The 12334-nt window shown below is 62.5% G+C and carries 12 protein-coding genes and 1 tRNA gene; 4 read left to right on the forward strand and 9 right to left on the reverse strand.

Going from position 1 to position 12334, the window contains the following annotated elements:
- Nucleotides 1–14 precede the first annotated feature (14 nt).
- Nucleotides 15–551, reverse strand: coding sequence for a hypothetical protein (locus tag DPM35_RS31020; RefSeq protein ID WP_112131303.1), 537 nt, complete (start codon nucleotides 549–551; stop codon nucleotides 15–17).
- A 205-nt stretch (nucleotides 552–756) separates the two neighbouring features.
- Here DPM35_RS31020 and DPM35_RS31025 point away from each other — a divergent pair, with 205 nt between their 5' ends.
- Together DPM35_RS31025 and DPM35_RS31030 are read left to right on the forward strand one after the other, a co-directional pair.
- The gene (locus DPM35_RS31025) at nucleotides 757–1467 is read left to right on the forward strand and encodes a thermonuclease family protein (RefSeq protein ID WP_112131304.1); all 711 of its coding nucleotides are present in this window, start codon (nucleotides 757–759) and stop codon (nucleotides 1465–1467) included.
- Nucleotides 1468–1733: 266 nt separating this feature from the next.
- Entirely contained in the window at nucleotides 1734–2480 is a 747-nt protein-coding gene (locus DPM35_RS31030) for a GGDEF domain-containing protein (RefSeq protein WP_245431734.1), read from the forward strand.
- A 67-nt stretch (nucleotides 2481–2547) separates the two neighbouring features.
- Here DPM35_RS31030 and DPM35_RS31035 read toward each other — a convergent pair.
- Nucleotides 2548–2617 (reverse strand) — tRNA-Cys (locus DPM35_RS31035).
- 302 nt (nucleotides 2618–2919) lie between these two features.
- On the opposite strand from DPM35_RS31035, the gene DPM35_RS31040 reads away from it, so the two are divergent.
- Nucleotides 2920–3825 (forward strand): LysR family transcriptional regulator, encoded by a 906-nt coding sequence (locus DPM35_RS31040; RefSeq protein WP_112131306.1) that lies wholly within the window; start codon nucleotides 2920–2922, stop codon nucleotides 3823–3825.
- Here DPM35_RS31040 and DPM35_RS31045 read toward each other — a convergent pair.
- The 5 genes from DPM35_RS31045 to DPM35_RS31065 form a co-directional block, all read right to left on the reverse strand.
- Nucleotides 3809–4513, reverse strand: coding sequence for a peroxiredoxin-like family protein (locus DPM35_RS31045; protein ID WP_112131307.1), 705 nt, complete (start codon nucleotides 4511–4513; stop codon nucleotides 3809–3811). The two genes, DPM35_RS31040 and DPM35_RS31045, sit on opposite strands and share 17 nt — an antisense overlap.
- Nucleotides 4514–4653: 140 nt before the next feature.
- Nucleotides 4654–6000: a dihydrolipoyl dehydrogenase family protein gene (locus DPM35_RS31050; protein ID WP_112131308.1), complete on the reverse strand. Its 1347-nt coding sequence runs from the start codon at nucleotides 5998–6000 to the stop codon at nucleotides 4654–4656.
- A gap of 19 nt (nucleotides 6001–6019) precedes the next feature.
- Nucleotides 6020–7414, reverse strand: a complete 1395-nt coding sequence (locus DPM35_RS31055; protein ID WP_245431736.1) for an NAD(P)/FAD-dependent oxidoreductase — start codon at nucleotides 7412–7414, stop codon at nucleotides 6020–6022.
- A 33-nt stretch (nucleotides 7415–7447) separates the two neighbouring features.
- Complete coding sequence (locus tag DPM35_RS31060) at nucleotides 7448–8599, reverse strand: patatin-like phospholipase family protein (RefSeq protein WP_112131309.1); 1152 nt, start codon at nucleotides 8597–8599, stop codon at nucleotides 7448–7450.
- A gap of 22 nt (nucleotides 8600–8621) precedes the next feature.
- Entirely contained in the window at nucleotides 8622–9404 is a 783-nt protein-coding gene (locus tag DPM35_RS31065) for a 3-hydroxybutyrate dehydrogenase (protein ID WP_112131310.1), read from the reverse strand.
- 251 nt (nucleotides 9405–9655) lie between these two features.
- Between DPM35_RS31065 and DPM35_RS31070 the strand changes: the two genes are divergently transcribed.
- Nucleotides 9656–10567 (forward strand): LysR family transcriptional regulator, encoded by a 912-nt coding sequence (locus DPM35_RS31070; RefSeq protein ID WP_112131311.1) that lies wholly within the window; start codon nucleotides 9656–9658, stop codon nucleotides 10565–10567.
- A 49-nt stretch (nucleotides 10568–10616) separates the two neighbouring features.
- On the opposite strand, the gene DPM35_RS31075 is transcribed toward DPM35_RS31070, so the two are convergent.
- Together DPM35_RS31075 and DPM35_RS31080 are read right to left on the reverse strand one after the other, a co-directional pair.
- Nucleotides 10617–11081 (reverse strand): DUF302 domain-containing protein, encoded by a 465-nt coding sequence (locus tag DPM35_RS31075; protein WP_041002666.1) that lies wholly within the window; start codon nucleotides 11079–11081, stop codon nucleotides 10617–10619.
- A 42-nt stretch (nucleotides 11082–11123) separates the two neighbouring features.
- Complete coding sequence (locus tag DPM35_RS31080; RefSeq protein ID WP_112131372.1) at nucleotides 11124–12326, reverse strand: MFS transporter; 1203 nt, start codon at nucleotides 12324–12326, stop codon at nucleotides 11124–11126.
- Nucleotides 12327–12334 lie beyond the last annotated feature (8 nt).

The following is a 12334-nucleotide window of genomic DNA, read 5'->3' on the forward strand; positions in this document are numbered from 1 at the left end:
GCCGGACCGCCCGGTTACAGATCACGCTGCAGTTCAAGCACGCGAACCGCGCGGGCTTCGGCGCGCACCCTGGCCTCGCGCAGGAAAGCGACGTGAGTGTAGGCGCAGGCCGCCAAGCCGAGGCACAGCACCAGGCTGTTCTTCAAGCTGAAGTCGAGCATGAGCGAAAAGCGCAAGCCGTTCGGTATGGCGAAAGCGGCGATGGTGCTCGCCGTTTCCGCATTGCTGCTCAACGCCATCATCTTGCCGGCGAAGATCAAGGCAGCGTGATTGGCCAGGAAGAAGCCGGCCGACCTCTTCGCCTGGCAAATCATCCAGCAGGCGCCCGCAGCGAAAACAAGGATAGCCGCGTCGACGGCCATAGACCCGCCGAGATAGACATGCGCCTGCTGCCAGAACATGGTCGAGAACGGCCGCAGCTCGAGCCAGGCGTGCCACACAGCGGGGCTGGCCGGATAAAAGCCGAGAAGCAGCGCCGCTGTCCGCTCCGCCGCCAGCAGAACCAGCATCAGGGCCGGAAAGGCAAAGAGCAGTATCGGCTTGCGCATCATGTCATCCCCTCGACATCCGATGGCCGATTCTAGGCCGCATTGGTTGCGCGAGACTTAACGCAACGCCTTGCTTTTCAAGGAATGTCGCTCATGTCTAATGTGTGGACGGGTTCAACGGTCGGGATGGCGCCGTGTCGACAGGAGCTAACGGGCTGGGCTCGAGCGGCATCACCGGCTGCCGGCACGATGCCGCGGAGACCCGCGCGTGAGCCAGGCGAGACCGCCCGGCCGCCCGCTGCTGGCCTCGACGCTCGGTTTTCTCGGGCTGTTCGCCGGCATGCTGCTGATCGCCGAGGGCAGGCGCTGGCTGCCGCCCGACCCGCCCGCGGTCACGCCGGCCCAAGATGCCGCAGACCTCAAGCCGGGCTCACAGGCCGCGGTTCAAGACACGCGGCCGGGCGAGCCGGCACGCAAGATCGCCGAGGATCTCATAGCGCCGCCGCCGCTCGACCCGTCCGGGATCGAGCGCATCGAGCCGCGCCCTCCGCTCGGCGAACTCGGGCTAGCGCCGCGACCGAAAACGCCGATGCCGCGGGATTGGCGCGAGACGCTGCTTTTTCGCCCGGTCGCGACATCCTCGGCGGTCTTCGAGGCCATGGGACACACGGTCGCCATCAGCGGGACGATCGGCATAGACCCCGACGGGACCTGCACGTTCGACAACACCGCCTGGCCGTGCGGCCAGCGAGCGCGGGCCGCCTTCAACGCCTGGCTGCGCGGCCGGGCGCTGAAATGCCTGCTGCCGCCGGATGCCGACCGCTTCGCCATCGCCGCGCCCTGCGCGCTCGGCAGGCAGGATGTCGGAGCCTGGCTGGTCTCCAACGGCTGGGCGATGGCCGCTCCCACCGGCCTTTACGGCAAGGCGGAAGCGGTGGCGAGAGAGGCCAGGATGGGCATTTTCGGTCCGCCGCAATAGCGCAATCGCGGGAAAGCCCATGACCGGCTCCGTCATGGAATTGCGTGAAAGCAGAATGGTCAGAGCGATCGAGCGATTCTAGAAAACCGTGGGCTGCTTCGGCCGGGCAGGTCATCAAGCACGCAAGCCGCGGGCCGCGGCCACGTGCGTGGGCCGGACACATCGCTTAGAGAAGAAGCCGACTTTGCATCAAATTGTACGCTTCCCTGAAACCGAAATTGCAACGGACCTCCTGTAAGCCAATGCGTCGAACAGGAGATTGGCCCTTGACCACGAAAACATCGACCGCGCCGGCTCAAACGTGGAAGCATCTCATCTTGCTGGCCGTGCTTGGCACCGCCGGCTGCGTCGCCCTTTCGCTCGCGCTGAACTATCTGCTGCTTTTCAGCGACAGCCTGACGCCGTTCGCCCGAGGGGCAGTCACGGCCATCATCGTGCCGATTGTCATCGGTCTGCCGCTGTTTGCCTTCACCGGCTGGCAACAGATCGAGATCCGCCGTTACCGGCAGGAGCTCACCAAATCCGGCACCTACGACCAGCTGACCGGATGCTTGAACGGCAAAGTGTTCACATCGATGGTCGACAGGAGAGCGGCGAGACCGGCCGGTCCGCGCTCCGGCGCCTTTCTGGTCATCCATCCGGAGCATCTGGCGTCGATCAACCTTCGCTTCGGTCTGGAATGGGGCGACGAGGCCTTGCGGCTGATCGCATCAGCCATCCGATCCTCGGTTCGCAAGGACGATCTGATCGGCCGGATCGGAACCTCGATGTTCGGCGTCTTCCTTCCGGGCGCGAGCGAAGCGGACGCCAAGGACGTCGGCGAACGCGTTCGCGGCGCGGTCGGCGAAATCTATTTCGCACCGAAAGGCGACAAGGACGTGCTTGCGATCAGCGTGGGCGGCGTCATTTTCGAGCGCGAGCTGGATTTCGAGGACATGTTTCGCTTCGCGGAGGAAGGTATGGCCGAGGCCCCTGACGAAGCCGGCCTGCGGCTGTCGCACGTCACCAACTGAAGCGGTGCGATCGGTCTGCTTCCTGGTCGCACCGGTAAACGCGGCTGGGCCGTGGCGGCGCCGGAACTGGAGGCCTCGCCCGGAATCGAACCGGGATTGAAGGATTTGCAGTCCTCTGCGTGAACCGCCGCGAGGCCTCGCAGGCGAGGCATTGCGATAGGTTGGCGCCAGACCATCGCCAAGCGCGGCCCGATGCGACAATTACAGGGAGGGCTGGTGCTGCGAGAGAGGATTGAACTCTAGGTAGTTTTAATAAAAACAATAACTTACGTGATATTTTGTAACATTGTGACGTCCAGTGAAATGACCATGCCGCTCGACCACGGTCGATCCTGTTCCCTCGAAAAGGCGCGCGCCTTTGCCTTGGCCTCCTGTTGCGATAGCATGGCGACATTAGCTGTGCCTGAAGAATCGAATTTCGCTGAGGGGGCGAGATTTCATGGAGATGCAGCAGGTCCGATATTTTCTGGCCCTGTCTAACACGTTGAATTTCACCAGGGCGGCCGAGGAGTGCAACGTCACTCAGCCGGCCCTTACGCGCGCCATCAAGACGCTTGAAGAGGAGTTAGGGGGGGAGCTTCTTCGGCGCGAGCGTCAGCATTCGCATCTGACGGAACTCGGGCGCCGCATGCTGCCGTTGCTGCAACAGTGCTATGATGCGGCCACTTCCGCCAAATCGCTGGCCAAGGCTGTGCAAAGCAGTGACGTTGCGCCGCTCAACGTCACCATCTCCAACAGTATCAACATTGCGCTTTTGGTTTCGCCGTTCACCGAGCTCTTCCGGGCCTATCCCGGTGTGCATCTCAAGATTCACCGGGGTTCACCGGCGGCAGTAATAGAGGCGCTGAGAGGCGGCGACGTGGAGTTGGCGATTGCCGGTCCGCTCGGGCAGGCCTGGGACCGCCTGGACACATGGCCGCTGTTCCAGGAAGGAATCGAGCTCGCCGTAAATTCGGATCATCCGCTCGCCCGTCGAAACGAGGCAGATGTCGCGCTGGCGCAGCTTGCCGCCGAACCTGTGCTCAGCCGGATCGATTGGGAAACGAGCGAGGAACTCGCGCGATCTCTTTCCGCCAAGGGGTATACGCCCCGGACCGCGCATGAAGTCGAGACGGACCAGGATCTGCTCGCGCTGCTCGAGGCCAATGCCGGAGTGGGCTTTGTCACCCTTACTGCTCCGCGATCCCCGACCACACGCCGGCTCAAACTTCGTGATCTGGATGTCTCGAGGATCGTTTCGGTTTATGCGGTAGCCGGCAGGCATCGCTCGCCGGTCGCGACAACCCTGCTCAACCTTTTGAGGGCCGCCGACTGGTCGTCCTTCGGCGTCAGCGAGCCCGCCTGAGCGCCGCGATCAGGTCGTCAATGTCCATGCGACGGCGGTAGTCCGGATCGACAAAGCGATCCCTGATGATCCCGTCAGTTCCGACGATGAAGGTGGCTGGAATGGGCATAAACCAGCTGCTGTTGCCCTGATAGTTGGGGATGTCGAGCCCCAGGCCCATGAGCCTTTCCATTTCGGCGCCAACCCAGATCGCGAGGTTGAGCGACAACGCATATCCATTGTCCATGTCGATCAGGAATGGGAACTGTGCACCGACCAGTGCCTTCATGGTCTTCGCAAATTTGCGACGCTCCGGCATGATCGCAACCACCTGTCCGCCCAATTCCGCGATCTCGTGGTGCACCTCGACAATCCCGATGGCGTTCAAGCGGCAATAAGGACACCAGTGACCGCGCTGAAAGGTGATGACGGCTGGCCCCTTGGCCAGGATTTCGGCGAGGCTGACGAGCCTGCCATCGTCATCAGGCAACAGGAAGCCAGGCATGGCTTCGCCCGGAGCGGGCGCCATTGTGCCGGCACCTTGCTTCTCAAGGCGATCCACCAGTCGTTCTACGGCGTCGGCGAATTCCGAATTCAGGCGGCGAACCGCCGCTGCAACTACCGCCAGACGCTCATTGAGGGGCGCATCAAGCTCGATGGCTGCCTGGACGGACTGCTCGAATGTCATTCCCTGGTCGTCGGCCGCCATGTCTGCACTTTCACACCTCCCCTACCCTACCACCGGAACCCCTCGGCAATTGCCATGTTTTTCCTGCATGGTTTTGATGCCCTGCCTGCATCGACACATGCCAGGGCCTCCGCTCTGCTTCGCTGGCCCGGGCCGGAGCGTTACACCATGTTCCTGATATCCGCTGCAAAAGTCGGGAAAGCCCAGACCATCTCAGACAGGTCTCGCGTCGTGATGCCGTGCTTCATCGCGAGCGCAAAAATGTGGATCAGCTCTTCCCCGGCATGGCCGACCAGGTGAGCTCCGAGGATCCTGCCTGTCGTTTCCTCGACGATGATCTTCGACCATGCGACCGGCTCCGCGTAAGTCCTGGCGGAGAGCCAGCCCTGCATGTCGTTCAGATGGACGTTGACGACGAAGCCGCGTTCTCTCGCCTGGGCCTCGGTCAACCCGACTGCCGCCACGGCCGGAATGCTGTAGAGAGATGCAGGTATGTGACTGTAGTCGGGCCGATGCTTCGGGCCGTCGACGATGTTGCGACCGACGATCCCGCCTTCATAGGTCGCAATCGGTGAAAGCTGCGGGGAGTTCCACACGGCATCGCCGCAGACATAGACGTCTGGATTGGAACGCGAGCGCAGATGCTCGTCGATCTCGATGCGGCCTTCGCGATGCACAATGACGCCCGCCCCGAGATCGAGGCCCTCGACATTGGCGACGCGTCCCGCGCAATTGACGGCCCGATCCGCGTCAACCCTCCATTCGGCGCCATCCTTCCCAAAGCTCACCCGCAGTCGCCCGTTGGCCTCTTCGATCTTTTTGACCCAAGCCTTGGTATGGATGCTGATGCCCAGGCGCTCACTTTCGGCACGGATTTGGGCAACGGCATCTTCGTCGAAGCCTCCGAGGAGTTGCGGCAGCGCCTCGAGGATCGTGACCTCGACGCCGGCGCGTGCATAGACGTGGCCCAGTTCGAAGGCGATAACGCCGCCGCCAATGAACACAACGGCGCGAGGCAACACAGGATCGCTCAGCACATCGTCGGATGTGGTCAGGAATTCTGCGCCGGCGATCGACAGCGGGCGCGGCTTCGAGCCGGTGGCGATGACGATGTTTCTGGCCTCGATCTCTCGGGTGCCGACGCGGATGGCATTGCTGGCCATAAATGTGGCCTCGCCGTTGATGACATGGACGCCTCGCCTTGCCATCAATCCAGACAGCCGGGATGGAATATCCGCGATGATGTCCTTTTCCCGCTCGATCAGGGCTCGCCAATCGAGCCTCGGCGGTTCGATTTCGATTGCATGATTGCCGGCTCTTCCGATCTCGTCGAGCGCGTGGGCCGCCGCAACCAGCACCTTCTTCGGCGTGCATCCGCGATTGGGACAGGTGCCGCCGAGATCGCGAGCCTCGATCATGGCGACGGAGAGTCCGGCGGCACGCGTCGCCCCCGTGACGCCCATTCCTGCATTGCCGCCGCCCAGGATCACGACGTCATACTTTTCCATCGCAGCGCCTCCGCCGACCTCAGTGAAGCTTGATCCGCGGTCTGGCGCGCCTGACGATCATCTCGCCGATCGAAGCGAGCGTTGTCTTGGCGAGCCCGTGCACCGCCCTGAGATGCATCTTGTGCAGCGAGCGATAGACGAGCCTCGCGACAAGACCTTCGATCTTCAGTCCGCCGATGAGGCTGCCGAACGCACCGTAGTCAGCAAGTGAAACGAGCGAGCCGTAGTCGCGGTAGCGATACGCCGGCGCGGCACGCCCTGAAAGACGCGCCACGATCACCTTGGCCATGTGGTCTGCCTGCTGATGGGCCGTCTGGGCGCGCGGCGGCAAGGCGTTGTCTTCACCCGGCAGCACGCAGTTCGCGCAGTCGCCGATCGCGAACACATTGTCGTCTCCGACCGCCCGCAAGGTTTCGTCGACGATCAGGCGGTTGATGCGGTCGGTTTCGAGGCCATCAAGGCCCTTCAGGAATTCCGGCGCCTTGATACCGGCCGCCCAGACGACCAATTCAGCAGGCAGAAAGAGCTTTTCGCCAAGCTGGATGCCGTCTTCGGTCACTTCGGTGACCCTAATTCCGCATCGTATCTGGACGCCCAGCTTGATCAGCAAGCGTGCCGTTGCGCGCGCCATCTCCTCAGGCAATGCAGGCAGAATCCGGGGCCCTGCTTCGACGATGGTGATGCGGATCAGCCTTTCGAAATCGATATTGTCGAGATTGTGCGACGCAATTTCGCGCATCGACTTGTGCAGTTCCGCAGCCAGTTCGACACCGGTTGCGCCGGCGCCGACGATGACGCAATGGAGTTGGCCCGGCGACAGCTGCTCATATTGCGCGTTGGCGCGCAGGCATGCGTCGACCATGCGCTTGTTGAACCGGACGGCCTGCTCGGCGGTGTCAAGCGAGATGGCGTGGCGCGCGGCGCCCAGTGTGCCGAAATCGTTGCTGACGCTGCCTACGGCCATGACCAGCGTGTCGTAGCCCAGAACACGTGGCGGTATGACTTGGCGGCCGTCATCGTCGAAGCTGGGCGCGACGAAAACCTGGCGCTTGGCACGATCGATGCCGACGACCTCGCCAATGCGGTATCGGTAGCCATGGCGGCTGGCATGGGCGATGTATTCAACCGCGTCGTGCGACGCGCTCATGGCACCGGATGCCACCTCATGCAAAAGCGGTTTCCAGATATGGGTGCGGTTTCGGTCGACGAGTGTGACGGAAAGCCGCCGGTTGCCGAACTTGCGGCCGAGGCGCGTTGCCAGTTCCAGGCCGCCGGCGCCGCCGCCCACAATCACCACGCGATGTAGTGACTTGTCCGCATGCGAAGGGGTCTCCGGGATCGTGCGGAAAAGCGCCGCGTCGTTGGCGAGCACGGCTTCCGGAATCAACCGCATGCTGGGGGTGACGATCTGCATCGATGGTCTCCGTATCTTTCTCGGCGCGGCGCATCACTCTTGGGATTCGTGGATCACGATGCCCTGAAGCATGTCGACCTCGCATTCCCAGGGCTTATCGGTGAGGACGCGCTGCCCGTGCTCGTATCCTGCCTGCCAGCGCGTTCGGATTCCCGAGCGGGTGAAATCGATGTCCTTGGTGTGGTCCTCGCCGTCCAGTCGCGGCGAAAGCAGGCGGACGAGGTGCATGACCGACGGACAGCCATAGGAGGCGAGTTCCTTGAACATCGGATCCTCGCGACGCTCCTCGGGCACGAGCCTGCCCATTTCGCGCACGACATGCCGCAACCGATGCAGTTGTTCCTGCCGAGCGACATGGCTCCGGCCGCGACTGGCGTATTGAAGGTCCTTCTGCCGCCCCATGACCTGCCAGATCGATTTTGGCTCGGTGGCGCGGGGCTGCCACATGTTGACCGCAAAGATCAGCGCATCCCGCCTTGGTCGCGCATCGAGCACCACCTCGATCGGCGTGTTTGAATAGATGCCGCCGTCCCAATAGGGCTCGCCGTCGATGCAGACCGCCGGAAACGCCGGCGGCAAGGCGCCTGACGCCATGATGTGCGATGCCGACAGGGTCATCTCGCGCGTGTCGAAGTATTTGAGCTCGCTCGTGTTGACGTTGACCGCGCCGACCGTCAGCCGCGTGTGGCGACCGTTGAGGTAGTCGAAATCGACCAGATTGTTCAGCGTCCTTTTGAGCGGATCGGTGGTGTAGTAGGAGGCATTCTCGACACCGACCTTGCGGTTCACTCCAAACATGGCGCTCGGGTTCGGTTCGAAAAATCCCGGGATGCCGCGCATCACCGTGCCCATGTTGGCAAAGATGTTGCTCGGGACCATCATCCGGAAAAATTCGTCGAATGGACTGCTCCGGCTCACACCATCCCAGAATTCCTGAAGCCTGGGCAGACGATCGCCGGGCCTGTTCCCGGCGATCAGCGCGGCGTTGATGGCGCCGATGGAGGTGCCTATGACCCAATCCGGTTCGATGCCGCCTTCGACCAGTGCCTGATAGACGCCGGCCTGATAAGCGCCGAGCGCGCCGCCGCCTTGAAGGACAAGGACGGTCTGACGTTTGACGTCGCCCTGGTGTCCGGTCGCCGGTTCTGCTTGCGGGGCGGACAGGTTTTGCGTGATCTTGTTCATGGCCTTCGCTCCTCGTGCAGGTCTAGTGAGCGGTCCAACCGCCTTCGATCGGCATTACGGCGCCGGTGATCGAGGCCGCCTCGTCCGACGCCAGGAACAGACACAGCGCGGCAACCTGCTCGACGGTGACGAATTGTTTGGTGGGCTGCGCGGCCAACAGGACATCCTTGATCACCTGCTGCTCGGTGATCCCGCGGGCCTTGGCCGTGTCGGGTATCTGCTTCTCGACAAGCGGGGTGAGCACGTAGCCTGGGCAAACGGCGTTGACCGTGATGCCTTGTTCGGCGACCTCCAGCGCGACGGTTTTGGTCAGGCCGGCGACGCCGTGCTTGGCCGCGACATAGGCGGACTTGAAGGGCGATGCGACGAGCGCGTGCGCCGAGGCCACGTTGATGATGCGACCCCATTTGCGCGCCTTCATCGCCTGCAACGCGCGCCGGATCGTATAGAACGAAGACATGAGATCGATCGCCACGACCGCTTCCCATTTCTCGATCGGGAAGTCGTCGATCGGCGCGACATGCTGGATGCCGGCATTGTTGACCAGTATGTCAATGGCGCCGAACTCGGCGATGGCCTTGTCCATCATCGAAGTGATTGCGTCGCCCTTGCTCATGTCGGCATTGTCGTATCGAACGGCGACCCGATGATCGGCGGCGAGCTTTGCCCGAAGCCGTTCGATCTCGGCGGCGTCGCCAAAGCCGTTCAGAACGATGTTGCAGCCCTTGGCCGCGAGGGCTTCGGCAATACCTTGCCCGATGCCGCTGGTCGAACCGGTGATGAGCGCTGTCTTGCCTTTGAACATCGTCTTGTCCTTCTGATTGCGCGGCTATGAGGCACGGCGCGGGCCGGCTCTGGATTTGAGGATTAGTATGGTGAACCGCCGCAAGCTGCGGAAATGCCGTTGAGACATGGATTCGATAGCTGACGGTCAGATCGTTGGCTCCGAGGCCGGACGCCGATCGACCGGTCGGGTTGTTTGACGTAAGGGCAGCTAGTAAGATTGCGCCGCAATGCGGGCGGTGCCGTATGCGCGTCCAGTGAGGGGAGCGTGCAGTGGAGATCAGCCAGGTCCGATACTTCTTGGCCGTCGCCAAGGAGCTCAATTTCACCAGGGCAGCCGAGCAGTGCAATGTCACGCAGCCCGCGCTGTCGCGCGCGATCAAGCTTTTGGAAGATGAATTCGGCGGGCCGCTTTTCCACCGTGAGCGCCGCTTCACTCACCTCACCGAGCTCGGCCGTATGGTCGAGACCTATCTCGAAGGCGTCTTCGAGAACTCGCGCCAGGCAAAGCAGATCGCCGAGCAGTATGTGACCCTGAAGAAGATGCCGCTCAAGGTCGGCATCATGAGCACGATCGCCCCGGACGAGATCATCGAACTCATCGCGGCTGTGCGCGCGCACCATCCCGGCGTCGAGTTGCATCTTTGCGATGCGGACGCGGTGAGCCTCAGGAAAAGGCTGATCGAGGGTGAACTCGAGGCTGCTATCTACGCTTTGCCCTCAGATGTTCCGGACGATGAAGTGCACTCCCTGCCGCTGTTCCAGGAGCAGATGGTGATGGCTGTCCACCTGGCCCATCGCCTAGCCAACCAGCGCGTCGTGCGGGTGAAGGACATGAGCAACGAAAGCTATATCCACCGCAACAACTGCGAGTTCGCCGGCTATGCCGATGCCATCCTTGCCGAGCAGGGCGTTACGGTCAGCCCGGTCTACTGGAGCGATCGCGATGACTGGACATTGGCGATGATCGCCGCGGGGCTTGGGTTCGGGTTCATGCCCGAACATACCGCCAAGCATCCCGGCGTGGTGCCTCTGCCGATCACCGAGCCGGAGTTCTGGCGCGAGGTCAATCTCGTCACGGTGCGCGGCCGCAGGCATTCGCCCGCGGTCGGCGCATTGGTGCGCGAAGCCACGCAGAAGAAATGGTTCGGCGAGCGGGTGAAGGCGCTGTCCGCCGCCGAGTAGGCTTGTCGGGCGGCACCGTCGCATCGATATCCGGCAACGTGCCCGTTCGTCAGTTCTTTTTGACGGTTGAAGTCACCGACTGAATGACCTCGGTTGCCATCTTGAACTGTGCGGGGCGATCCGTGATGCCATGCCGCTTGGCGATCCAGTCGAAATCGCTGTAGGCGGCGTAAACCGAACCGTCGGCGGTCTGGTAGACCAGCACGCGCACGGGCCAGTCGAGCCCGGCCTCTGGGTTGGATGTGATGAACGTCGTGCCGAGTGCTGGATTGCCGAACATGACGAGCCGCGAAGGCCTTACGTCGTTGCCCGCATTCTTGCCAAGCTGAGCCTGGTCGATGACGCCAAAGAACTTGATGCCTTTCTTGAGCACGTCCTTCTTGATGCGGGCGACGGTTTCGGCGACGGAATAGTCGCTCTTCACCGTGACGACGCCGTCCGAAGCGGCAGCCGGCAGGGCAACAGCCATCAGCATGGCGGCGCCTGCAAGCAGAGTTTTGAGATGGTTGCTCATGTCGGTCTCCTTGGTTGAATAACTGAGCTGCGGTTTTTGGTTTCAGGGCTTGGGCGTTCGCAGCACACGCGCTATCGCGATCGCACCAGCGAGAACCGCGGCAAGGACGGCCACGCATGCAGTCCAGCCGACACGGTCATAGATCTGTCCGATGAGGAAGCTGCCGGCGAGCCCGCCCCCATAGTAGGATGCGAGATAGATGCCGCTCGCAGCGGCGCGATCGTGCGACGCGGTCCGGCTGACATGTCCCGTGGCTATCGCCTGAGCCAGGAAGGTGCCGACGGCAGTGAGCGCCATCCCGACGAGAACAACCGGAAGATTTGGCACAAGCAGCAGAAGCAAACCGATGATCGCCAGCGCAAGCGTCGCTCCGATCCCTCCCCTGGAGCCAAGGCTCGCTGCGACTCGGCCGGCAAGCGGAGTGGTCAACATCGATGGCAGGAAAACGAAATAGACTGCGCCCAGGGCCATCGGCGTGAGCGAAAGCGGGACCGCGACGAGCTGGAAATTCACGTAAGTGAACGTGCCGATAAAGACGAACAGGATCAGAAAACCGATCGCGAAACAGGCCCGCAGCTCGACGTTCCGCAACGGCGCTTTCCAGGCGGCGCGGACAGGCTTGCCCTCCAGGTCGGCGCGCATCATTTCCGAGGTCTTCTGCAGTGTGAACCAGACAAGAGCGGCGCCGAGCAGATTAAGCGCGGCGAAGGTCAGGAAGTTGGTGGAGATGCCGAACGTGTCGGCGACCGCCGCCGACATCAACCGGCCGAAAAAGTTGCTGGCCACATTGCCGGTCACATAGGCCGCAAGCGCGCTCGTGGTCTGCCGCGCTGAAAAATGCTCGGCCAGATAGGCCATCGTCAGCGTGAAGGCTGTCGACATGCAAAGGCCCTGTGCCACGCGCAGCAAGGCGAAAACAACGATATTGTCTGTCTGCGACAGCAGCGTCGTCGGGATCGCCAGGATGGCCAGGCTGATCCAGATGCCGTTGCGGCGATCAATGCCGCGCCCAAAGAGCGCGACGGCGATACCAGCCACCGCCATGCCGAACGTGCTGGCGTTCACGGCGAAGCCCATGGTGGCGCGGCTGACGCCGAATTTCACCACCAGCGAAGGCAGGATGGCCTGGGTGGCGAACAGGTCAACCAGCGTCAGGAACGCAATCAGCGCGATCAGGCTGAAGCGCCAGCTGTCTGCGGCCAAAATGCGAACCTTTGTCGGTTCCGTCCGTTCACTCGTCGTCATGACAGGCT

The organism is Mesorhizobium atlanticum, from assembly GCF_003289965.1.
Classification (GTDB): domain Bacteria; phylum Pseudomonadota; class Alphaproteobacteria; order Rhizobiales; family Rhizobiaceae; genus Mesorhizobium; species Mesorhizobium atlanticum.

Excerpts from the sequence above, each read along its gene's own strand:
- DPM35_RS31020 (WP_112131303.1), bottom strand. The coding sequence starts at position 551 with ATGATGCGCAAGCCGATACTGCTCTTTGCCTTTCCGGCCCTGATGCTG.
- DPM35_RS31040 (WP_112131306.1), top strand. The coding sequence starts at position 2,920 with ATGGAGATGCAGCAGGTCCGATATTTTCTGGCCCTGTCTAACACGTTG.
- DPM35_RS31045 (WP_112131307.1), bottom strand. The coding sequence starts at position 4,513 with ATGGCGGCCGACGACCAGGGAATGACATTCGAGCAGTCCGTCCAGGCA.
- DPM35_RS31050 (WP_112131308.1), bottom strand. The coding sequence starts at position 6,000 with ATGGAAAAGTATGACGTCGTGATCCTGGGCGGCGGCAATGCAGGAATG.
- DPM35_RS31055 (WP_245431736.1), bottom strand. The coding sequence starts at position 7,414 with ATGCAGATCGTCACCCCCAGCATGCGGTTGATTCCGGAAGCCGTGCTC.
- DPM35_RS31060 (WP_112131309.1), bottom strand. The coding sequence starts at position 8,599 with ATGAACAAGATCACGCAAAACCTGTCCGCCCCGCAAGCAGAACCGGCG.
- DPM35_RS31065 (WP_112131310.1), bottom strand. The coding sequence starts at position 9,404 with ATGTTCAAAGGCAAGACAGCGCTCATCACCGGTTCGACCAGCGGCATC.
- DPM35_RS31075 (WP_041002666.1), bottom strand. The coding sequence starts at position 11,081 with ATGAGCAACCATCTCAAAACTCTGCTTGCAGGCGCCGCCATGCTGATG.
- DPM35_RS31080 (WP_112131372.1), bottom strand. The coding sequence starts at position 12,326 with ATGACGACGAGTGAACGGACGGAACCGACAAAGGTTCGCATTTTGGCC.